This window comes from Halomonas sp. DP8Y7-3, assembly GCF_019801675.1.
GTDB lineage: Bacteria > Pseudomonadota > Gammaproteobacteria > Pseudomonadales > Halomonadaceae > Halomonas > Halomonas litopenaei_A.
The window spans coordinates 535,010-556,952 of the sequence record NZ_JAHVIO010000009.1 but is presented as its reverse complement, the minus strand read 5'-3'; the positions used below and the strand labels follow the sequence as shown (position 1 = coordinate 556,952).

The following is a 21,943-nucleotide window of genomic DNA, read 5'->3' as shown; positions in this document are numbered from 1 at the left end:
CCAATCAACGATTACACTGGCCAACCTTTTTTCGAGGAGTCGCCAGATGTCACATCTCAGCCCCCCGCGCGACCCCCAGGTGGCGTCGCAATCTATCTCTCGCACCCTGCCCAGTGCCAGCATTCCCTCTGCTGGCCGTCTGCTTATCGGGGTGCTGGGGATGGCCAGCCTTGGCCTGTTGCTGGCGGCTTGCCAGCCCAGCGAGGGCCAGTCGGACCAGAACGCCTCAGACGCGGCCAGCGAGGCCCCCGCCGTCGAGGTCGTCGAGGCCGTGCGCCAGCCGGTCTCGAACTGGTATCGCTACACCACGCGCCTCGAGGCACCGGAGCGTGTCACCCTGCGTCCCCGGGTGACCGGCCAGGTCGCCGACATTCTGTTCGAGGAAGGCAGCCTGGTCGAACAGGGACAGCCCTTGGTGCGCCTGGACCTGGCCCCCTTCGAGGCACGTGTGCGTGAGCTGGAAGCCCAGCTCGCCCGAGGCAAGGCAGAGCAGGCCCGGGCCAACGGCGAGGCCAATCGCGCCAATCAGCTGGTTGGCCGCAACCTGATGGCCCGCGAGGAAGCCGAAGCACGCCGGGCAGGCGCCCAGGCCCAGGGTGCACAGGTCGCGTCCCTGCAGGCCCAGCTCGACAGCGCGCGCCTGGACCTGGCACACGCCGAGGTCACCGCGCCGATCAGTGGGCGCGTCTCGCGTGCCGACCTGACCGTGGGCAACGTGGTCAGCGCCGGGCAAAGCGTGTTGACCACGATTGTCAGCACCGACCAGGTCGACGCCTACTTCGATATCGATGAACGCACCTGGAATCGCGACTTCGCGGCGGTGACAGCCGACCAGGGCTGGCCGGTGGAGCTGCAGCTCGCTGGCCAGGATGAGTTTGCCTTCGAGGGCCAGCTCGACTTCATCGACAACCAGGTGGATGAAGCCACCGGCACCCTGCGAGTGCGTGCCCGCTTCGATGCGGCGCATCCGTCCCTGCGTCCCGGCGCCTTTGCCAGGGTGAGACTCGCCGCTGCACGTGACCGCGAGGGTGTGCTGGTGCCCGACCGTGCCATCGGCACCGACCTGGACGCCAACTTTGTGCTGGTGGCTGGCGATGACGGCACCCTTGCCTACCGCAAGGTGACCACCGGTGCCCGTTTCGGCGCCTGGCGCGAGATCACCGAAGGCCTGGAGGGTGGCGAGCCGGTGGTCGCGGCAGGACCGTCGAAGTTTGGCCCCGGCATGGCGGTGTCTCCCCAGGTCATCGACGGGCCTGACCGCTCCACACTGGAACAGCTGCGCCAGCGCACCGAGCGCCTGGCCCAGCGGCTGGGCGGTTCGTCCAGCGAGATTGCGGACACACAGCCAGCGCCGAGCGCCAAGGGCCCTGCTGACGCACTTGCCGCGGACAGTGCCGCTGGCGGCGACGAAGCACAGGAGCGTTCATGAATCTGTCGAGTTTCTTCATTCGCCGTCCGGTGTTCGCGGCGGTCCTGTCGATACTGATCGTGGTGGCGGGAAGCCTGGCGCTGGTCAAGCTGCCGATCTCGGAGTATCCCGAGGTGGTGCCGCCCACGGTCGTGGTCAAGGCCAACTATCCAGGCGCTAACCCCGAAGTCATCGCCAAGACCGTGGCGACGCCCCTGGAGCAGGAGATCACCGGGGTGGAGGGAATGCTGTACATGGATTCCCAATCCACCGCCGATGGCAACCTGACGCTGACCGTGACCTTCGCTCTCGGCACCGACCTGGACCAGGCCCAGGTCAACGTCCAGAACCGTGTTGCCCGTGCAACACCCCGCCTGCCCCAGGAGGTACAGGCCCTGGGGGTGACGACCGAGAAGTCGTCTCCCAACCTGACGATGGTGGTCCACCTGACCTCACCCGACGGTCGCTACGATCAGCTGTGGCTATCGAACTTCGCGCGGCTGAACCTGCAGGACGATATCGCTCGCCTCGATGGTGTCGGTGATGTGCAGCTGTTCGGCGCCGGCGAATATGCCATGCGGGTGTGGCTGGATCCTGACGCGGTGGCTTCCCGTGGCCTCAGCGCCAGCGATGTGGTGGCCGCCCTGCGCGAGCAGAACCAGCAGGTCGCGGCGGGTAGCCTGGGCGCACAACCGGCGCCCAGCGAGAGCCAGTTCCAGCGCCTGCTCAACGTCAAGGGACGGCTGTCGTCACCGGAGGAATTTCGCGACATCGTGATCCGCGTGGACGACGATGGCCGCATTACGCGCCTGGGTGACGTGGCGCGGGTCGAGCTGGGGGCTGACCAGTATGCCCTGCGCGCTCAGCTCGATGGCAAGGACGCGGTCGCCATGCCGGTCTTCCAGCGCCCCGGCTCCAATGCCATTGCGCTGTCCGATGGCGTGCGCGACTACATGTCCGAGGCGGCCAAGGCCTTCCCCGATGGCGTGGGTTACGACATCGTCTATGACCCCACCGTCTTCGTGCGCGGCTCCATCGAGGCGGTGGTCCACACCCTGCTCGAGGCGGTGCTGCTGGTGGTGGTCGTGGTCGTGCTGTTCCTGCAGACCTGGCGCGCCTCCCTGATCCCGTTGATCGCGGTACCGGTCTCGCTGATCGGCACCTTTGCGGTGATGCAGTTGATCGGGGTATCGATCAACACCCTGTCGCTGTTCGGACTGGTGCTTGCCATCGGCATCGTGGTGGATGACGCCATCGTCGTGGTGGAGAACGTGGAGCGTAACATCGAGCTCGGCCACTCCCCCTACGAGGCGACCCAGATCGCCATGCGTGAAGTGACCGGTCCGATCATTGCCATCGCCCTGGTACTGACCGCCGTGTTCGTGCCGACCGCTTTCATCAGTGGACTGACGGGCCAGTTCTACCAGCAGTTCGCCCTGACCATCACCATCTCGACGCTGATCTCGGCCTTCAACTCGTTGACCCTGTCACCGGCGCTGTCGGCCCTGTTGCTCAAGCCGCATGGGGCGAAGCCGGACTGGCTGACCCGGGTGATCGATGGTCTGTTCGGACGCTGGCTGTTCGCCCCGTTCAACCGTGCCTTTGCCGCCATGTCGCGGGGCTATACAGGTCTGATTCGCCGCCTGCTGCGCTTCGGTCTGATCGTCGGCCTCGGTTATCTGGCGCTGCTCGGTCTGACCGGCAAGCTGTTCCAGGAAGTGCCGGGCGGCTTTATCCCCTCCCAGGACAAGCAGTATCTGGTGGCGATGGCCCAGCTGCCTGACGCAGCAAGCCTTGAGCGCACCAGTGAGGTCATCAGCGAAATGCAGGAGATTGCGCTGTCGACCCCGGGTGTCGCCCATACCGTGGCCTTCCCTGGGCTATCGGTGAACGGCTTCGTCAATGCCTCGAATTCGGGCATCGTGTTCACCCCGCTGGATGCGTTCGAGGATCGCCAGTCGCCGGAGCTGTCTGCCAGCGCCATTGCGGCTCGCTTGAACGCCCAGTTCAGCCAGATCGACGAGGCCTATGTGGCGGTCTTCCCGCCGCCGCCGATTCTGGGACTTGGCACCACAGGAGGCTTCAAGTTGCAGCTGCAGGACCGCGGCAACGTGGGGTTCACCGGCCTGTTCGACGCTACCCAGGCGGTCGTGGCAGCGGCCAACCAGGATCCGCGCTTGGCCGGCGTGTACTCCAGCTATCGGATACAGGTGCCGCAATTTGACGTGGAGGTGGACCGCGAGCAGGCGTTGGTGATGAATGTCTCGCTGGATGCGGTATTCGACACCCTGCAGATCTATCTGGGCTCGCTCTACGTCAATGACATCAACCGCTTTGGCCGCACCTATCAGGTACGCGCCCAGGCCGATGCCGAATATCGCCTGGATGCCGAGGCCATTCGTCAGCTCAAGGTGCGCAGCAACGACGGTCGGATGATCCCGCTGGGCAGCTTCGTCGACGTCAGCCCCACCACGGGACCTGACCGGGTGATGCACTACAACACCTTCGTCAGCGCTGATATCAACGGCTCACCCGCGCCCGGCATGTCCAGCGATCAGGCCAAGCAGGCCATCGAGGAAGTGCTGGCCGACACCTTGCCTTCCGGTGTGGACTACGAGTGGACCGAGGTGACCTATCAGCAGGTGCTGGCAGGTAACACCATGATCTACGTCTTCCCGCTGGTGGTGCTGCTGGTGTTCCTGGTGCTGGCGGCCCAGTACGAGAGCTGGTCACTGCCCTTCTCGATCATCCTGATCGTGCCGATGACACTGCTGTCTGCCATGGCCGGGGTGTGGCTGACCGGGGGAGACAACAACATCTTCACCCGTATCGGACTCATCGTGCTGGTGGCGCTGGCCTGCAAGAACGCGATTTTGCTGGTGGAGTTTGCCAGGGAACAGCAGGACCAGGGGCAGTCGCGCCTCGACGCCGTGCTGACCGCTTGCCGCCTGCGCCTTCGTCCGATCCTGATGACCTCGGTGGCCTTCACCGCGGGTGTTATCCCGCTGATGCTGGCTAGCGGCGCCGGCAGCGAGATGCGTCAGGCCATGGGCGTGGCGGTGTTCTACGGGATGATTGGCGTCACCGTCTTCGGCCTGCTGCTGACTCCGCTGTTCTACGTTGGCGTGCGCCGCATGGTGGAACGCAAGCGCGCCAACGCTAGCCCCAGCGCTCCCGCACTGGAGGGCGATGCCCCTCATCATTGACCGCGCGCAGTGCGCGAGCACTGCAACGAGTTCCAATGCTGTTTCGATGACAGCCCTCTTGCCCCGGCCTACCCCAGCCGGGGCTTTTTTGGTCCATCGCCGACAACGGTAAACAGGTAAGGCTTGGGACAAGGGGAACACAGAACTGGCGGCGCGCCCACGAAAGCCCATGCCGGCCACCTCGGCGAGGCGGCCCACAAAGGATGAATCAGCAAGGATGTATGAGGAAGACCGGCTCAGGAAGACTGAATCAGGAAGGATAGATCAGTGCGGACGATCCTGGCGCAGGGCTTCAATGGCATCGGCCATATCCTCGGCGAGGGCGTGCACCGCAGCGCTGTCGACATCACGCTGAGCAAAGGCCCGCAGTCCCATCACTTCGGCCTGCATCCGGCGGCCGAGGCGCACCGGATCAGCCCCAGCGGGAAGCTCCTGGGCCTCACGCGCTGCTTCAAAACGTTCGACAAAGCGCTGCTCCATCGCCACCAGCAGGGTCTCCGCCTTGGACAACGCCACCTGTTCACGCTCGCCCAGCTCCAGCAGGCTCTTCATCAACATGCAGGCGCGGCTGGGCACTTCGCTGTCACGCAGGCCTCCCAGCTTGCGCAAATAGGCGGCAAGCCCGGATAGCGGTGACGGGTGCTCGGCCATGATGCGTTCCAGCTCTACCAGGGCCAGACGGGCATAGCGTTCAAGGGCTTCCTGAAACAGCGCATCCTTGCTGCCAAAGGTGGCGTAGATGCTGCCAGGACGCATGTCGAGCACCCGTTCCAGATCCTTGAGCGAAGTCGCATGAAAGCCTTTCTGCCAGAACAGGTGCAGCGCTCGTTCCAGTGAGTCCTGGCGATTATGCAGTGTGGCTCGCGGCATGGTGAATCCGATGTTCCCGGTCAGTGGCTGACCTTCAGAAAATTGAGTGTTCGCTCAAATTTTATCTTGAGTGATCGCTCAGGTATAGCTAGAGTATGCCGGAACGGCTTTCAGCACGGTCTGCTGGCGGCCAATTTTGAGCAATCGCTCAACAAAACGGACTCAATGGCGGGTGCAACGCTTTAGGCTGCCACGGCCTGCGCCCTGACCACAGACGCCATCACACAGGAGGCAACATGACTCGCTTCACTCTCCATGACAAGCAAAGTGCCCCAGCCGACAGCCAGGCACTGCTCGACAACTCCGTCAAGGCGTTCGGCATGGTCCCCAACCTGCATGCGGTCATGGCCGAGGCGCCGGGCCTGCTGGAAGGCTACCAGCAGCTGCACCAGCTGTTCCTGGACTCCAGTTTCGATGCGGACGAAACCACCGTGGTGTGGCAAACCATCAACGTGGAGCACAACTGCCACTACTGTGTGCCGGCGCACACCGCCATCGCCAAGCAAATGGGCGTGGACGACGCGGTCAGCGATGCCCTGCGCAACGAGACCCCGCTGCCCAACGAGCGCCTCGAAGCCCTTCGCACCTTCACCCTGAGCATGGTACGCGAGCGCGGTTTCGTGGATGCCGATGCGGTCCAGGCCTTCCTGGATGCCGGCTACACTAAGCGCCAGGTACTCGAGGTCGTGCTGGCACTGTCACAGAAGGTGATGAGCAACTACACCAACCACCTGGCCGACACTCCAGTAGACGAACCCTTCGCCAAGTTTGACTGGCACAAGGCAAAGTAAGTCGTGACTGGGCAACGGGCCACCCTGCGATGCCCCCTTGGCCCGTTGCCCATCACACTGCCCTCCTCGCCATCTGTGCTGCTCTCAAGGACCGATCGTCCATGATGCAGATCGCGCCTGGAACCGATAGCTTAGGTGCGAGACAGCTGAGGAATAGCGAGTCAAGGCAAGCTCGTCCATTGCAAGGAGGTGATATGAGTGATCACGCAATTCCCAAGGTGCTGGTCTTCGACGTCAACGAGACGCTGCTCGACCTGACCCACCTGGAGCCACTGTTCGAGCGGCTGTTCGGCGACCCTGGAATGCTGAGGGAGTGGTTTGCCCAGTTGATCCTTTACTCACAGACCATGACCCTGTCGGGGCTCTACACCCCGTTTGGACAGCTCGGCGCTGGCGCGCTGCGGATGACAGCCGATATCCATGACATCTCCCTTGAGCAAAGCGATATCGATGAGCTGGCATCTCGCATCGGCTCCATGCCCGCACATCCGGATGTGGCCCCAGCGCTTGAACGGCTGAAGGCAGCAGGCTTCCGCCTGGTGACCCTAACCAACTCTGCCCCGGGCGCCTCACCGTCGCCACTGGAAAGGGCCGGGCTGAGCGACTATTTCGAGCGCAGCTTCAGTGTCGAGCCGGTCAGGCAATTCAAGCCCGCCGCATCCACCTATGCTCAAGTCGCCCAGGAGATGCAGGCCGAAGGGCATGAACTGTGCCTGATAGCGTGCCATTTGTGGGACACAATTGGCGCCCAGGCATGCGGCTGGCAAGGGGCACTGGTCCTGCGTCCCTACAACGCTCTGCTACCGGCGCAGAACGTCCCGATGCCTGACTATATCACCGACAACCTGTCACAACTGACAGATCAATTGATTACTTAACCATATATTCCACTGTGATTTTTTACATCCCAGGCACTAATAAGACAATGCAGGGACGACTGCACTGACGATTTGCCGCCTCGGAGGTTACGCGAACGATGTATCTATAGCCGCAAAGATCCGGGTGTTGCGCTGGAGTCGACTGACGACTTCAGCGTCTCTCACTCAGCCCACCTAGGCATCAGCGACAACCAGGCATATTGATAGGCGGCTATCAAAAGAGCGATTAGCCCATATGTGACAATTGTCACCTCAAGATACCGCGACTGACTTTTTTCTTTTGCCTGGTCTTGCCAGATCTTCTCGCTTTTCATCTCTCTTGTTTTTTCTTGCGCTGTTGCCCCCCTCTTTCTCTCTCCCCTCTTTCCTCTCCCGTGGCGCCTCTTACAGTGCCTCGCTTCTCCGGGCGCTCGTTTAGAATGCGCTGCGACATCTGGTCAACCACTCACTGCAAGATGCACCCAACCGCAGGTGTCCTTAGGAGCATTAGGAGCATTAGGAGCATTAGCGGCATTTACAATAAACCTACAAAGTAACAATGCCGTCGATCTCGTCAGTAAATACCGGGAAATAATAGGGTTAATCAACGAATCGGAGTCATTCTCACCTGTTGCCGTAGCGGAGATCTGGCTCAGCCGAGGTTTTCAGCACATAAACTCAGCGAACGTTATCTATACTCGGCCTGGGAACAAATAAGAACCCATCGCTAGATTTCGTGATTCAGAGCAAGCGCTATCGTCAGGGAGACGTCAAGGTGTTCAAAAATCCTAAGTTGCCAACAGGCTCGGCCCACTGGTGCCACTGGCTGACGGCCAGTCTGGCGCTGTCCATGTCGGCCTCTGCCCTCGCCCAGGACGACAGTGCGTCACAGGAACAGGACTCCGAGAGTTCGGGCAAGCCGAACATTCTGGTGCTGTGGGGTGACGACATTGGCCAATCCAACATTTCTGCCTTTACCCACGGACTGGTGGGCTACCAGACCCCCAACATCGACCGCATTGCCGACGAAGGCATGATGTTCACCGACTACTACGGTGAGCAGTCCTGTACCGCCGGCCGCTCCTCGTTCATCACCGGGCAAAGTGTGTTCCGCACGGGTCTGTCCAAGGTGGGCCTGCCGGGTGCCGAACAGGGTATCAGCGAAGAAGATCCGACCATCGCTGCCATGCTTAAGGCAGAAGGCTATGCCACCGGTCAGTTCGGCAAGAACCACCTGGGTGATCGCGACGAGCACCTGCCCACCAACCACGGCTTTGATGAGTTCTTCGGCAACCTCTACCACCTGAATGCCGAGGAAGAGCCGGAACACCCCGACTATCCTGGCGATCTGGAAATGGCAGACGGTCGCACCTTCCGTGAGACCTATGGTCCCCGCGGCGTGATCAAGTCCACCGCCGATGGTCAGATCGAAGACACTGGTCCGCTGACCAAACAGCGTATGGAAACCGTCGACGACGAGACCTCCGCTGCGGCACTGGACTTCATCGAGCGCAAGACCGCTGAAGGCACCCCGTGGTTTGTATGGTGGAATGCCACGCGCATGCACTTCCGTACCCACGTCAAGGACGAGCTGCGCGGCGTCTCCGGCCAGAACGAATACGCCGACGGCATGGTCGAGCACGACATGCATATCGGCCAGTTCCTCGAAAAACTGGACGAACTGGACATCGCCGACAACACCATCGTGTTCTACTCCACCGACAACGGGCCGCACATGAACACCTGGCCTGATGCGGGCATGACCCCGTTCCGTGGTGAGAAGAACACCAACTGGGAAGGCGGCTGGCGTGTTCCGGCCATGGTGCGCTGGCCGGGCCACATCGAGGAGGGCGCGATTTCCAATGAAATCATGCACCACATGGACTGGATGCCCACCCTGCTGGCGGCGGTCGGCAACGACACCGTCAAGGAAGACCTGATGGAAGGTGGCGTAGAAGCCATCGGCCGGGAGTACAACGTTCATCTGGACGGCTACAACTTCCTGCCGCTGCTGACCGGCGAGACAGAAGAAGGTCCACGCAACGAGGTGTTCTACTTCTCGGACGACGGTGACCTGACCGCCCTGCGCTACGACGACTGGAAGCTGGTGTTCATGGAGCAGCGTGTTGAGGGCACCTTCGAAGTCTGGGCCAACCCCTTCACACCGCTGCGCGTGCCGCTGATGTTCAACCTGCGCCGCGATCCCTATGAGCGTTCACAGCTGACGTCCAACACCTACTATGACTGGCTGCTGGAGCACTCCTTCCTGCTGGTGCCGGCCCAGGCCTACGTGGGTACCTTCCTCGAGACCTTCAAGGACTTCCCGCCCCGCATGAAGGCGGCAAGCTTCAGTCTCGACCAGGTCATGGAGGCCCTCGAGCAACCCGCCAGCGTTCAGTAACGCTGCATTGCCAGGATACAGGCCGCTCCCCAGGGAGCGGCCTGTTGCGTCATGACGACCGATCGCACCAGCGACCTGCCCTTCATCGAGGATGCTTCGCCATGAAAACCTTCATTACCCCCCGCATGCTGCCAGCCTTGCTGGTGGCCGTCCTTCCTTCCCTCGCTCAGGCGGATCCGCTGCCGTCCTGGAATGCGGGTCACAACAAGAACGCTATCGTCGACTTTGTCGAGGCCGTCAGCGATCCCACCAGCGACGACTTCGTGCCGCAACAGCAGCGCATTGCGGTATTCGATAACGACGGCACCCTATGGGGCGAACAGCCCGCCTACTTTCAGCTGATGTACGCGCTGGATCGCGCCAGCGAGGCAGAGCCGGAGCAGCTGACCAGCGAGCTGCACCAGGCCGCAGCCGAGGGCGATATCGAGACCGTTCTGGAAGCCGGCGAAGAAGGCATTCAAGCGCTGCTGTCCTTGTCTCACCAAGAAGTCTCCCTCGACGAGTTCGAGGAAGATGTGTCCGACTGGCTGGCCAACGCCACCCACCCGGACACCGGTCGCTTCTACGCCGACATGATCTACCAGCCCATGCTGGAACTGTTGAGCTACCTGCGTGACAGCGGCTTCTCCACCTATATCGTCTCCGGCGGCGGACTCCACTTCATCCGCACCTTCGCCGAGGACGTCTACGGCGTTCCTCCGCAGAATGTCATCGGCAGCACAGGGGGCCTGGAAGTCAAGGATCTGGACAGCGACCCCAGCCTGTACAAGCAAGAGGGTGATACCTGGATCAACGATGGTCCTCTGAAAATCGTGTCGATCGAACGTCATATCGGCCAGCGTCCGATCATGGCGGTGGGCAACTCCGACGGCGACGTGCCGATGCTGATCTGGACGACCCAGGGGGATGGCCCGCGGCTGGGCGTGCTTGTCCACCACACCGACGCCGAGCGCGAAGTGGCCTACGACAGGGACAGCCATATCGGTCGCCTGGCCGACGGCCTGGACCAGGCAGAAGACCGCGGCTGGCAGCTCATCGATATGGCCAGCGACTGGCAGCGGGTCTACCCGCAAGCGCCCTGAGCCTGATTAGAACTAGCAAGAAAGCGGGAAGCAGAAAAGAACAGGGGGAGAAAGCTGCGAGACGGCCCGGATTCAGAAAAAATTCGTAGCAACACCGTTCGCTGTTCATTCCCACGACCGGAAGCTTAGGCAGTGAGATATCTGCGAAAAAAGCTCACCAGCCGTTGATGATGCAGTGTTTCGGCCTCCGGCGAGAGCACGTGGTCTTCACCGGGATAGAGATAGACCTCGTGCTCACCGCCTCGCTCATCGAGGCGTGCCTTTAGCCTCTGGCTGCTGGCAACCGACCAGATACTGTCGGCTTCACCATGGGAAACCAGTACCGGTCCTGCATAACGCTCCACCTCAATCGGCGTTGAGGGCAGCAGGCCGTCATAGCTTCCTTGCCAGGTCCAGGCACGCTTGCTGGGGTCCCAGGGTTGCCTGCCCGGATCGTCGCAGGGCAGGAAGTTGGCTGCTTGAAATGCCCCGCAAACACAGTCACTTGGGCTATGTACTGCAACCGCATCCGGGATGGCGGAGCGGTCATGAACTGACGACAGCACGGCAATCAACAGCGCCAGCTCTGCCCCACGAGACAGTCCATAAATCCCGGCGGACTGGCCGCTGAGCGAGTGCTGCTTTAATCCCTTGAAGGCATCCACGCAGCGATCAATGGAGCAATCTTCGATATCCCCGGCCCGCCATGCATTACCTCCCCGCGAGTAGCCAAGCGGGAACGCCAGGAAACCATGGGCGGCAAGAAGGACGGCGTGACGATGGCTCCACCCGGACCAGGCCCCCTCAGAGCCATGCAGCAGCATCACCGCAGGAAATGGCCCCTCGCCACTCGGTGCATAGACACACCCAAGCCCCTCCAGCGTGTGACACTCGACCAGCAGTGACATCGTTCACTCCCCTTACCCAGTCCGCCCCACTCCGGCCGCCGCGGAAGGTCTTATGGTAAACGACCCGATCCCCTTGCGCCGTCAACCACTTTGCTCTAACATGCGCCCCCTCTTGACGTCACCACTCGTGTGACGACTGTGCGCCCGTAGCTCAGCTGGATAGAGTACCTGACTACGAATCAGGTGGTCGGAGGTTCGAATCCTCCCGGGCGCGCCACTTTTTTACTTCTCCCTTGTTTACTGCCCCCTTATCCCTCCTGCCATCTGCTCCGTCCCCTGCGTCTTTTCTCCTGCACCTTTTCCCGAACCGTTCTCCTGCACCTTTCTCTTAACCGTTATCCTGCTTGTGTCTCGTGCCTCCACGGGAACCGAGACAACACCGAGAGAAAGCCGAGAAAACTCGGAAACGTCGCGCCAATATTGATGTACATCATTTGAGCCTCTAGCTCGACCCGTGGCAGCAAGAAAACTTACATTTTGCTACCAAAAAAGACATTCCCATTATTTACCGCTATCGAAGATAACCACGGCGAACGTGTCGATAAACATGCGACAACGTGCGACATGTCGAAAACTCCCTCAGCAAGAGCCACGGATAACTCTCCCCTCTGACGTAATGACGTCAGCTCGGACCCTCTTATACTGCGACAGGCAGTCGACAGGATATGACGCGTCATAGTAGTTACCAGGGTAAATATAGTCCCGACAATAGTCCCGACACGAGGCATACTGAATCATTCTTCAGGTCGCGATGCTTCGCTCACCGGGATCAATAACGACGATAAAACGAGATGTTAGCGACACATCTGAACAGTAGCCTCAAGCTCGCTGATAACGCACTTTCTGACGTGCGGTAATCATCGCCATGCGAGGCCAAGCGGTGTCGGCATCCACGATGGCCATATCGATGTGGTCGCGGAACGTGACCACTGTCTCAAGGATACGAGCACATGGGCGCAGCCAGTTACCTGCGGCAGGACCCTCTTCATACAAGCGCAGACGGTGATATCGCCTGCGCTCGGCAAAGCCTGTTCGGGCATCGCTACAACATGGTCTCGACGAGGCCGCTGCACGCCATTGGCAAGTGGTCGACATGGCCACGGACTGGCAAACCATCTACCCGGAGGTTCCATGAGTCTGCTTGAGGATATTCGGGGGCTCGAAGCCGCCGTTGGAGAGTCCATCGTTGGCCAGCGCGAGGTGATCCGACGCCTGCTGATCGGCCTGCTGGCGGGGGGCAACCTGCTGATCGAGGGACTGCCAGGCCTGGCCAAGACCCGCGCGGTCAAGGCCATGGCGCGCAACCTGGAGGCTGACTTCAGCCGTATTCAGTTCACGCCGGACCTGTTGCCCTCCGACGTGACCGGCAGCGAGATCTATCATCAGAGCGAGCAAGGCTCGGTGTTCCGCTTTCAGCCGGGGCCACTGTTCGCCAACCTGGTGCTGGCAGATGAGATCAACCGGGCCCCAGCCAAGGTGCAGTCCGCCCTGCTGGAAGCCATGGAAGAGCGGCAGGTGACGGTGGCGGGCAAGACGCACCTGATGCCGGAGCTGTTCATGGTGCTGGCGACCCAGAACCCCATCGAACAGGAAGGCACCTACCCGCTGCCCGAAGCGCAGATGGATCGCTTCATGATGCACGTGCGGGTGGACTACCCGAGCCGCGAGGAGGAAGTCGACGTCATCCGGCTGGTGCGCCAGGAAGAGCAGGCCAAGGCCGCCAGGGATGCCGCAGCGGAAGGTGATCGCGCCGTGGCGGCGACTCCGGCGCCGCTGGCCCAGTCAGCCATCTTCGCCGCGCGCCGCGAGATCGCCATGCTGCATGTGGCCGAGGCCATGGAGCAGTACATGGCGACGCTGGTAGATGCCACCCGCCACCCCGCCGATTTCAGCGAGGAGTTGGGCCGCGCCATTGAACTGGGTGCGAGTCCACGCGCGTCACTTGCCCTCGATCGCTGCGCGCGCACCCACGCCTGGCTCGAGGGGCGCGACTATGTGGATCCCCAGGACGTGCAGCAGGTGGCTCCCGATGTGCTGCGCCATCGAATTGCACTGAGCTTCGAGGCCCAAGGACAGGGCATGACCAGCGATGACGCCATCGCCACCCTGCTGGGCTGCGTCGCGCTGCCCTGAACCGTCCAAGGAAGGTCACCATGCGCAACCCACACACCGCCAGGAAGGCTGACCCTCGCCCCGGCTCTGACCGGCGCGTGCACGTCGACCTGCAGCATCTGGCAGGCCTGGAGCCCCACGGCAACCGCCTGGCACTGCTGCCGCGGCAACCCGCGCGCAGTGTGCTCAATGGCCGCCACGGCTCGCGCCTGCGCGGTCGCGGCCTGGACTTCCTCGAGCTGCGTGACTATCAGCCGTCAGACGACGTGCGCAGCATCGACTGGCGCGTCACCGCTCGCACCGGTTCCCCCTACGTGCGGGTGTTTACCGAGGAGCGTGATCGTCCTGCCCTGCTGGTGGTGGATCAGCGCATGTCGATGTTCTTCGGCAGCCGCCATGCGATGAAGTCGGTCGTCGCCGCCGAAGCCGCCGCTCTGCTCAGCTTTGCGGTGGTGCACCAGGGAGATCGACTGGGAGGCATCGTGGTGACCGATGACGGTGTCGAGGAGTTCAGGCCGCGCCGCTCGCGTGCTCAGGTCATGCGCTTTTTGACCTCTTTGGCGAATGCCAACCAGCGCCTGGAAGCCCGTCGTCCGGCCCCCTCGCCCACTTCTCTCGATCAGGTACTGGTCTCGGCGTCACGCCTGGCCAGCCGCGATCACCTGGTCATTGTATTGAGCGACTTTGACGTGCCAGGGCCGCGCACCGAGGCCATGCTCAGCGCGCTTCGGCGCCATAACGATGTCATCCTGGTCGCGGTCAGCGACCCGCTGGCCGATGCCCTGCCAGACGACATGAGCTGTCTGGCCACCGACGGGCGCCAGCACGCGCGCCTGGACACCGCAGAAGCGGCCCAGCGTGAGGCGCTGGAAGGTGTCGCCCACAGGCGCCGAGCCGCACTGGACGCCTGGTCTCGCAAGTTCGCCATCAGCCTGGTGTCACTGTCCGCCGGTGCGCCGACGCTGCCCCAACTGCGCCGCCTGTTGGGGCTCGCTCCGACCCAGGATGACGGCCAGACCTCGGGCAAGGAGAGGCGGACATGACGCCGAGCGCTGACGTGAACGACATTACCCTGCTGTCGGATTTGATCGATCAGCTGTCACCGGCGCCGCAACCGGCGCCGATTGCCTGGATCCCTCAGACCTGGGGCTGGGCAGTGCTGGCCATGGGGCTGCTGGCCCTGCTGCTGTTTATCGGAGTGCGCCGGTGGCGTCACTGGCAGGCCAATGCCTATCGCCGAGACGCGCTGCGGGAGCTGGATCTTCGCCTCTCCCAGGAAGGCACCTCCGTCTTGGCGGAGGTGCTCAAGCGAACCGCCCTGAGCGCCTACCCCCGGGAGCTGGTCGCCGGACTCAGCGGGTCCCGCTGGTGGCAGTTCCTGGACCAGACGCTGCCGACGACGCCCTCGCCCGCCTCTCGGCGTTTTGATGGTCCGCTGGGGCAGGAGGTGTCGGCAGGAGCCTATCGCGACAGCGCCGCCTCGCCGTCCGCTGCACTGACTCAGCTTGCCCGTCAATGGATACGCAAGCACCGCACGGATGCCCCGACGCCGCACCACGACCAGGGAGCCGATCGATGATGGAGCTGGCCAATCCCTGGGCCTTCGCACTGCTGCCCCTGCTCTGGCTGGTCCGCTGGTTACCCGCCTACCGCCGCCCACTGGCCGCCCTGCGCCTGCCCTTCTTTGATCAACTGGTGGATGCGGCAGGCAGCTCGAAGGCCGGCGAACAACGCCGCTCCCCTTTAAGCCGTCTGTTACAGCTCACGATCTGGGTGCTGATCGTGGTGGCGCTGGCACGCCCGGAAAAACTCAGCGAACCCATCGTCTGGCAAAGTGCCGCCCGTGACCTGATTCTGGCGGTGGATATCTCCGGCAGCATGGACGAGCGAGACCTGATCGACAGTGAAGACCAGCCGCGCCAGCGCCTGGCGGCGGTCAAGGACGTCATCCGCGACTTTGTTGCTGACCGCGAGGGCGAGCGTCTGGCGCTGATCGTGTTCGGCACCCGCGCCTACGTTCAGGCGCCACTGACAGAGGATCTCGACACCCTCACGGCGCTGCTCGACCAGACCGAGGTGGGCATGGCCGGCCCCCACACCGCATTGGGCGATGCCATGGGCCTGGCGATTCGGCAATTCGAGGCCAGCGAGGTGGAACAGCGCCTGTTGGTATTGCTCTCCGATGGTGCCGACACCGGCAGCAGGATGAGCCCGATCAATGCCGCCAACATCGCCGCCCAACGTGAAGTTCGTGTGGTCACCATTGCAATCGGTGACCCTGACGGCAGTGGCGAAAATCGGGTCGATACCGATACCCTCAAGGCCATCGCCGACACCACCGATGGCGCCTTCTTCACCGCCGCGGACCAGCAGGCCCTGGCCGCGGTGTACCAGCGCATCGACGAACTGGCTCCGCGCAAGGTGGCGACCCATAGCTACCGCGAACACCACTCACTCAGTCACTGGCCGCTGGCGCTTGCCGGCCTGCTGGCGCTGCTGATGCTGACCCTGGATCGTCGTTCGCGCCCGCCTGCTACGCCCCCCCAAGCCGCGTCGGCAAGACCAGAGGAGGACGCCGCATGAGCGATTGGATGGCGGGTCTCGCTGACTTCCACCTGCTGCGTCCGCTGTGGTGTCTGCTGTTGCCGGTGGTCGCCGCGCTGTGGTGGTGTCGCCGTCGCATACCGGCCGACCAGCTGGGTGGAGGCCATGTTGCGCCACACCTGGCCGACGCGCTGCGCACCGACGCTAACCGCCGCAAGCGCCTGTCACCGGTGGATACTCTGGCACTGCTGGCCTGCCTGCTGATCCTGGCCGCCGCGGGTCCTTCCTGGACCCGCCTGCCAAATCCGCTGGTGGCCCATAGCGCTCCCCTGGTGGTGGTGCTGAAGGTGACGTCGAGCATGGAGGCAACCGATGTACCGCCCAGCCGCCTGGAGCGCGCCAAGCACAAGATTCAGGACCTGCTGAAGCGCAGGGATGGTGCTCGCACCGCCCTGGTGGCCTATGCAGGCAGCGTCCATCAGGTCGTGCCCTTGACCGACGACCCCACCTTGATGGCGCCCTACCTGGAAGGGCTGTCGACAGATGTCATGCCGAGTGGCGGCGGTGATGCGGGCGCTGACGCCTTGGCCCTTGCCAGTGATATCCTTGCCAAGGCCCAGCAGAGCGATGGCAGCGTGGCGGGTTCGGTGTTGCTGGTGACCGATACGCTTCCTGACGCGCCCAGCGCGGGCACGTCCACGCCTTCGCCAGACTCGCTGAACCAACTGATCACCCTCGCCGTTCAGCCTAGCGGTGCGCCGTCCCTTGGCGACATGGCGCCGGGCCCACTGTTCGCCGATGTGCAAAGCGTCAACCTGAGCACCGACGACAGCGACCTGGACCAGATCGTGGCCAGCCTGGATGCGACGTACCAGCAGGCGCTCAACAATGACGAGCGACTGTCCTGGGAAGATCGCGGCGTGTGGCTGGCCTGGCCGGCGGCACTGCTGGCCTTGCTCGGGTTCCGGCGTGGCTGGCACCTGACGCTGGCCGGCCTGGTGGTACTGCCGAGCCTGTGGTTGGGTCCCGTCCCGCAGGCCTTCGCCCAGGAGGCCTCCCGCGCGGTGGACCAGCATGTGGCGACGCCGCTGGAGCGCGCGGCGCAATCTGTCGCCAATGCGTTTCTGACGCCGGACCAGCAGGGCCGCTGGTGGGCAGATCGTGGCGACTACGGCCGCGCCGCCGAACACTTCCAGGATCCCGCATGGCAGGGCTATGCGCTCTATCGCGACGGCCAGTACGACGCTGCTGCCGAGTGGCTGGGACGCCAGGACAGCGCCGACGCCGCCTTCACCCAGGGTCTTGCGCTGATCAAGAATCGTCAGTATCGCCCCGCCATCACCGCCTTCGAGACCGTGCTCGAACGAGATCCCGACTACCCAGAGGGTGAGCGCAACCTGGCCCTCGCCCGGGAAATTCTCGAGTACGTCGAAAAGACCCGGGAACAGTCTGACACCGGCGAGGATCAGGGAATCGGCGCTGACGACGTGGTCTTCGACAACAAGGAAGCCCGCGGTGAAGAAACCGAGACGCCCGTCGATGAGCCCAGCGGCCAGATCAGTGCCGAGCAGTGGATCGAGACCCTCGACAGCGACACCAGCGACTACCTGCGCCAGCGCTTCGCTATTGAGGCGTTGCAGGATGGCCAGGCGATGATGTCGAGCGATACTCCCTTTCTGGACCTGGCAAGGACGACGCCATGACTGCCACACAACGCTCAAGCGTGTCCTCCGCCCTGCTGCTGACGCTACTGCTCACCTCTGGCAGCCTGGCCACGACCGCCCTGGCAGAGCCCGAGCCTACTGCAGACCCAGCGGCGGCATCAGCGAGCCCCGAAACCGCAGCGGACAGCGCGGACGCCAACCAGACAGCCGCTACACAGCCCCGCGTTGAGGCGAGCCAGTCCGAGGACAGCCTCGCCCCCGGGGAAGATTCAGTGGCGGCATCAGCGAGCCCCGAAACCGCAGCGGACAGCGCGGACGCCAACCAGACAGCCGCTACACAGCCCCGCGTTGAGGCGAGCCTGTCCGAGGACAGCCTCGCCCCCGGGGAAAGCAGCGAGCTGCGCATTACCGTGCTGGTGCCCACCTGGATGCCAACACCGGTCGAGTTCCCCACCCTCGACCAGCCTGGCCTGCGGGTGACCCTGGGCGAGCGTTCAACCACGCCCGTCAGCCAACAGGTCGACGGCAAGACCTGGTCTGGCGTATCGCGCCGCTATCAGCTGACGCCGCTGAGTGCGGGACGCTTTGAGCTCGGCGGCGGCACGCTGGATGTCAGCGTTGCCACCCCAGGCAGCCAGCAGGCCAAGGTTCAGCAGATAGTCCTGCCGCCTATCAGCCTCACCGCGAGCCTGCCTGAGGCCGCCCGTGGACTGGAGCCCTACCTGGCGGCGACGCGCATCGACCTGGAGCAATCCCTCGAGATCACCCGTGCCGATGGCGATAGCGAGACGCTGGATGAGATTGACCCGGACACCCCCCTCGAGCTTGCCCCCGGGGACAGCATCCGCCGCACGGTAAGCGCCACCCTGGAAGGGGGCAGCGCCCTGTTGTTGCCCACGCTGCTGGAGGCACCAGACAGCAATGATTCAGCCAGCTTCGCTAACCTGGGCGTCTACCCCCAGGCGCCGCGCCTGGAAGAGAGCCGAGGCGGCGGTCGCCGCACCGACACCCTGACCTATGTCGCCGAAGCCGGGGGACAGACAGAGCTGCCGGGCGTCACGCTTCGCTGGTATAACCCGATAGAGCAAGAGCTCGATAGCACCAGCCTGGAGTCGGTCCCGGTGAGCGTTTCGGGTTCCGCCGCGATCGGCGGCCAGCTCAAGAACCGTGCCCCCCTGCTGGTCGGCCTGAGCCTGCTGGCAGCGGTGCTGCTCGGACTGGCCGTCTGGCTCTATCGCCGTCTGGGACCCCGCGGACGCCTCTTGCTGGAGCAGCGCCGTCGCCGTCAGCAGGCACACAGGGAAGCCAACGGTCATGCAGACCGTGAACGACTCAAGCAGGCCATCGCTAGCCGCGACCTGGTCGCCTGCCGGCGCCACTGGCAAGCCCTAGGCAGTAAGTTGCCGGTCGACAGTCGCGCCCACCAGCAGGTGAATGATGCGCTGGATCGCCTGTGCAGACGAAAGCTGGGCCCGGATACCACGGCGTCGTCAGACCCTGACCCAGGCGTGGCTGAGGACTGGCAACGTCTTGAGCAGGCGCTCCCTCCCGTGCGCGAGCTGGCACGGCACACGCAGGGAGCCTCCCCCTTTTCCTCTGCTTCCATGAAGCCCTTGAACCCGATGGCAGAAGTGACTCGACGTAATGCATAGACCCCGTGGCTATTTCTCGACACGCCCGCCCCTCATTGTCGCTCTGCTCGGCTGGAAACAGCGCTCTATCGGCCTGCTGGTGGGGCTGACGGTACTGTTGGCAATGTCAGGACTGGGATTTCCCCCCACGGCTGCGGCCAGTCAACCCCAGGGGACCTTGCCCACTCTCGCCAGTGCCACCCAGGGCTATGCCCCCGAAGGCAGCTGCGCTTCCTGTCACGAGGCAGAGACCCAGGCGTGGCAGGACTCGGACCACGGTTGGGCCATGCGCGAGGCCACTCCGGCCAATGTGCTTGGCGACTTTGATGATGCGGTATTCGAGGATGGCGAGGTAAAAGCCCGCTTTACACGTGACGGCGAGACCTTTCTGGCGATCCTGGAAGGTCCCGGTGATCCCGCCGAGACCTTCGAGATTCTCTACACCTTTGGCTTCTCCCCGCTGCAACAGTACCTGGTGGCTCAACCGGGAGGACGCTTGCAGGGGCTGACCATCGCCTGGGACTCACGCCCCGAGAGCGAAGGCGGCCAGCGCTGGTTCTCCCTCTACCCCGGCCAGGCCTTCACCCCAGACGACCCACTGCACTGGCGCGGGCGCTATCAGAACTGGAATGCCATGTGCGCCGACTGCCATTCCACCAACCTGGAAAAGCACTACGATCTGGAGAGCGACAGCTTCGCCACCACCTGGCACGAGCAGAGTGTGGGCTGCCAGAGCTGCCATGGGCCCGCCCAGTCACACCTGGATTGGGCCGAGCAGTGGAGCGCGGAGGACAACGCACTGGATGCAGCTCAAGCATCGGCTAATAACGGCGACAAGGGCCTGCCGCTATCACTGAGTGAGATGCCTGGGCCTGAGCTGGTCGAGCAGTGCGCACGCTGCCACAGCCGTCGCCAGATGCTCGGCGCCGGGCCGGTTCACGGGGCTCCGCTGACCGATGCCGCTCTGCCCAGCCTGCTGAGCGACGGCATGTACCACGCCGATGGCCAGATCGAGGGAGAGGTCTATGTCTACGGCTCCTTCACCCAAAGCCGTATGTATCAGGAAGGGGTCAGCTGCGTCGACTGCCATGACCCACACACCAACAAGGTCAGGGTCGAGGGCAACGGTCTGTGCATGCAGTGCCACAACCCGTCACCCCCGCCGCGCTTTCCGACGATGAAGGCCGCTCACTACGATACGCCGGAGCATCACCATCACGAGCCCGGCAGCCCCGGCGCTCAGTGCGTCAGCTGCCACATGCCGGAAACCACCTACATGGTGGTGGACCCCAGGCGCGATCACAGCTTCCGCGTACCGCGCCCGGACCTGGCCGCCGCCACGGACAGTCCCGATGCCTGTACCCGCTGCCATGAGGACCTTTCCCCGGAACAGGCAGCCGACCAGATTCGCGACTGGTTCGGTGACCAGCGTCGGGCCGCCAGCGAATCCCACTATGGCGTGGCGCTGCAATCGGCCCGCCAGGGGCGTCCCGAAGCCCCGGACTACCTCAAGGCGCTGATAGATGACAGCGATACCCCTGACATTGTCAGGGCCACCGCCGTCGACGAACTGGCGCCATTTGCCAGCGAAGCGCTGCCCACCCTTGAACAAGCACTCAGCGATGACAGTGCTCAGGTCCGGGCTGCCGCCATCCCGGTCTTCGCCCAGGCGCCAGAACATGCTCGGGTCGAACTGCTGCTGCCGCTGGTCGACGACCCCCGCCTGGCGGTTCGCGATGAAGCCGTCAAGGCCCTGGCAGGGACCTCGTTGATGGTCATGCCCGAAGACCGGCGCGACGCCTTCCTCGAGGCGCGACGGGACTATGAGCGACGCCTGCGCGAAAACGCGGACCTGCCCGGCAATCGCCTCAACCTGGCGGTGCTGCTGGCACGTACCGCCCGTGAAGACGAGGCCGAAGCGCAGTATCGGGCGGCGCTGGAGATGGACCCCTACTTCCTGCCGGCCCGTGCCAATCTGGTGACTCAGCTCAGCGCTGAGGGCCGGCGAGAGGACGCCCAGGCGGTGCTGCGCGATGGCATCGATAGAGACGCCATGCCCGCGCCGGACCGTGGTCATCTGGCCTACCTGCTGGCCCTGTCGTTGTCGGAGAGCGGCAATATGGAAGAGGCGGTGGAGTGGCTGGAGAAAGCCGCCGAATGGCGCCCGGGACACGCCAGAACCCACTACAACCGCGGCCTTATGCTGGACCGTCTGGGCAGGAAGGACGAGGCCCGGGATGCGCTGATGCAAGGGCTTCGCCAGGCTCCCGGCGATGCCGACCTGCTGTACGCGCTGGTCTACGTCAACGCTACCAGCGGCCGAATCTCCGAGGCCTTGGCCGCACTGGCGGAGTTGCGAAGGCTGCGACCTGACGACCCCCGGCTTGGCCAGCTGGAGCGCCAGCTAAGGGCCAACTGACGGTCAGGCGTCGACAGACCTCATGAGCGAACAAAGCGAGCGAACAGGGTGAGCGAAAAAGGCGAGCGGAG

At 63.5% G+C, this 21,943-nt stretch carries 15 protein-coding genes and 1 tRNA gene; 14 read left to right on the top strand and 2 right to left on the bottom strand.

Annotated elements, in window-relative coordinates:
• Positions 1 to 46: 46 nt before the first annotated feature.
• Together KUV86_RS12160 and KUV86_RS12155 are read left to right on the top strand one after the other, a co-directional pair.
• A complete protein-coding gene (locus KUV86_RS12160; RefSeq protein WP_222484932.1) occupies positions 47 to 1,429 on the top strand; it encodes an efflux RND transporter periplasmic adaptor subunit in 1,383 nt (460 codons plus the stop codon).
• Positions 1,426 to 4,614 (top strand): efflux RND transporter permease subunit, encoded by a 3,189-nt coding sequence (locus KUV86_RS12155; protein ID WP_222484931.1) that lies wholly within the window; start codon positions 1,426 to 1,428, stop codon positions 4,612 to 4,614. Before KUV86_RS12160 ends, KUV86_RS12155 begins: the two co-directional genes overlap by 4 nt.
• 264 nt (positions 4,615 to 4,878) lie before the next feature.
• Here the strand turns inward: KUV86_RS12155 and KUV86_RS12150 are convergent, their stop codons facing one another.
• On the bottom strand, positions 4,879 to 5,484 hold the full coding sequence (locus tag KUV86_RS12150; protein ID WP_222484930.1) for a TetR/AcrR family transcriptional regulator: 606 nt from the start codon (positions 5,482 to 5,484) through the stop codon (positions 4,879 to 4,881).
• Between the two features lie 236 nt (positions 5,485 to 5,720).
• Here KUV86_RS12150 and KUV86_RS12145 point away from each other — a divergent pair, with 236 nt between their 5' ends.
• The 4 genes from KUV86_RS12145 (at position 5,721) to KUV86_RS12130 (ending at position 10,615) form a co-directional block, all read left to right on the top strand.
• Positions 5,721 to 6,275 (top strand): carboxymuconolactone decarboxylase family protein, encoded by a 555-nt coding sequence (locus KUV86_RS12145; protein ID WP_206941068.1) that lies wholly within the window; start codon positions 5,721 to 5,723, stop codon positions 6,273 to 6,275.
• Between the two features lie 194 nt (positions 6,276 to 6,469).
• On the top strand, positions 6,470 to 7,153 hold the full coding sequence (locus KUV86_RS12140; RefSeq protein ID WP_222484928.1) for a haloacid dehalogenase type II: 684 nt from the start codon (positions 6,470 to 6,472) through the stop codon (positions 7,151 to 7,153).
• 754 nt (positions 7,154 to 7,907) lie between these two features.
• Positions 7,908 to 9,533, top strand: a complete 1,626-nt coding sequence (locus KUV86_RS12135) for an arylsulfatase (RefSeq protein ID WP_222483991.1) — start codon at positions 7,908 to 7,910, stop codon at positions 9,531 to 9,533.
• A gap of 101 nt (positions 9,534 to 9,634) precedes the next feature.
• Entirely contained in the window at positions 9,635 to 10,615 is a 981-nt protein-coding gene (locus KUV86_RS12130; protein WP_222484926.1) for an HAD family hydrolase, read from the top strand.
• A gap of 125 nt (positions 10,616 to 10,740) precedes the next feature.
• Here the strand turns inward: KUV86_RS12130 and KUV86_RS12125 are convergent, their stop codons facing one another.
• The gene (locus KUV86_RS12125; RefSeq protein ID WP_222484924.1) at positions 10,741 to 11,502 is read right to left on the bottom strand and encodes an alpha/beta hydrolase family protein; all 762 of its coding nucleotides are present in this window, start codon (positions 11,500 to 11,502) and stop codon (positions 10,741 to 10,743) included.
• Positions 11,503 to 11,642: 140 nt separating this feature from the next.
• Between KUV86_RS12125 and KUV86_RS12120 the strand changes: the two genes are divergently transcribed.
• The 8 genes from KUV86_RS12120 (at position 11,643) to KUV86_RS12085 (ending at position 21,872) form a co-directional block, all read left to right on the top strand.
• Positions 11,643 to 11,719 (top strand) — tRNA-Arg (locus KUV86_RS12120).
• Between the two features lie 914 nt (positions 11,720 to 12,633).
• Positions 12,634 to 13,635: an AAA family ATPase gene (locus KUV86_RS12115; RefSeq protein ID WP_222237540.1), complete on the top strand. Its 1,002-nt coding sequence runs from the start codon at positions 12,634 to 12,636 to the stop codon at positions 13,633 to 13,635.
• 20 nt (positions 13,636 to 13,655) lie between these two features.
• Positions 13,656 to 14,657 (top strand): DUF58 domain-containing protein, encoded by a 1,002-nt coding sequence (locus KUV86_RS12110; protein ID WP_222237541.1) that lies wholly within the window; start codon positions 13,656 to 13,658, stop codon positions 14,655 to 14,657.
• Entirely contained in the window at positions 14,654 to 15,193 is a 540-nt protein-coding gene (locus KUV86_RS12105; protein WP_222237542.1) for a DUF4381 domain-containing protein, read from the top strand. The genes KUV86_RS12110 and KUV86_RS12105 overlap by 4 nt, the downstream gene beginning before the upstream one ends.
• Positions 15,190 to 16,197, top strand: a complete 1,008-nt coding sequence (locus KUV86_RS12100; protein ID WP_222237543.1) for a vWA domain-containing protein — start codon at positions 15,190 to 15,192, stop codon at positions 16,195 to 16,197. The genes KUV86_RS12105 and KUV86_RS12100 overlap by 4 nt, the downstream gene beginning before the upstream one ends.
• Positions 16,194 to 17,861 carry a VWA domain-containing protein gene (locus KUV86_RS12095; protein ID WP_222237544.1) on the top strand — a complete coding sequence of 556 codons (1,668 nt, stop codon included), beginning with the start codon at positions 16,194 to 16,196 and terminating at the stop codon, positions 17,859 to 17,861. The genes KUV86_RS12100 and KUV86_RS12095 overlap by 4 nt, the downstream gene beginning before the upstream one ends.
• Positions 17,858 to 19,474: a BatD family protein gene (locus KUV86_RS12090; protein WP_222237545.1), complete on the top strand. Its 1,617-nt coding sequence runs from the start codon at positions 17,858 to 17,860 to the stop codon at positions 19,472 to 19,474. The genes KUV86_RS12095 and KUV86_RS12090 overlap by 4 nt, the downstream gene beginning before the upstream one ends.
• Positions 19,467 to 21,872 carry a tetratricopeptide repeat protein gene (locus KUV86_RS12085; protein ID WP_222237546.1) on the top strand — a complete coding sequence of 802 codons (2,406 nt, stop codon included), beginning with the start codon at positions 19,467 to 19,469 and terminating at the stop codon, positions 21,870 to 21,872. Before KUV86_RS12090 ends, KUV86_RS12085 begins: the two co-directional genes overlap by 8 nt.
• Positions 21,873 to 21,943 lie beyond the last annotated feature (71 nt).

Excerpts from the sequence above, each read along its gene's own strand:
- KUV86_RS12100 (WP_222237543.1), top strand. The coding sequence starts at position 15,190 with ATGATGGAGCTGGCCAATCCCTGGGCCTTCGCACTGCTGCCCCTGCTC.
- KUV86_RS12115 (WP_222237540.1), top strand. The coding sequence starts at position 12,634 with ATGAGTCTGCTTGAGGATATTCGGGGGCTCGAAGCCGCCGTTGGAGAG.
- KUV86_RS12130 (WP_222484926.1), top strand. The coding sequence starts at position 9,635 with ATGAAAACCTTCATTACCCCCCGCATGCTGCCAGCCTTGCTGGTGGCC.
- KUV86_RS12110 (WP_222237541.1), top strand. The coding sequence starts at position 13,656 with ATGCGCAACCCACACACCGCCAGGAAGGCTGACCCTCGCCCCGGCTCT.
- KUV86_RS12145 (WP_206941068.1), top strand. The coding sequence starts at position 5,721 with ATGACTCGCTTCACTCTCCATGACAAGCAAAGTGCCCCAGCCGACAGC.
- KUV86_RS12105 (WP_222237542.1), top strand. The coding sequence starts at position 14,654 with ATGACGCCGAGCGCTGACGTGAACGACATTACCCTGCTGTCGGATTTG.
- KUV86_RS12140 (WP_222484928.1), top strand. The coding sequence starts at position 6,470 with ATGAGTGATCACGCAATTCCCAAGGTGCTGGTCTTCGACGTCAACGAG.
- KUV86_RS12150 (WP_222484930.1), bottom strand. The coding sequence starts at position 5,484 with ATGCCGCGAGCCACACTGCATAATCGCCAGGACTCACTGGAACGAGCG.
- KUV86_RS12095 (WP_222237544.1), top strand. The coding sequence starts at position 16,194 with ATGAGCGATTGGATGGCGGGTCTCGCTGACTTCCACCTGCTGCGTCCG.
- KUV86_RS12155 (WP_222484931.1), top strand. The coding sequence starts at position 1,426 with ATGAATCTGTCGAGTTTCTTCATTCGCCGTCCGGTGTTCGCGGCGGTC.
- KUV86_RS12160 (WP_222484932.1), top strand. The coding sequence starts at position 47 with ATGTCACATCTCAGCCCCCCGCGCGACCCCCAGGTGGCGTCGCAATCT.
- KUV86_RS12085 (WP_222237546.1), top strand. The coding sequence starts at position 19,467 with ATGCATAGACCCCGTGGCTATTTCTCGACACGCCCGCCCCTCATTGTC.
- KUV86_RS12090 (WP_222237545.1), top strand. The coding sequence starts at position 17,858 with ATGACTGCCACACAACGCTCAAGCGTGTCCTCCGCCCTGCTGCTGACG.
- KUV86_RS12125 (WP_222484924.1), bottom strand. The coding sequence starts at position 11,502 with ATGTCACTGCTGGTCGAGTGTCACACGCTGGAGGGGCTTGGGTGTGTC.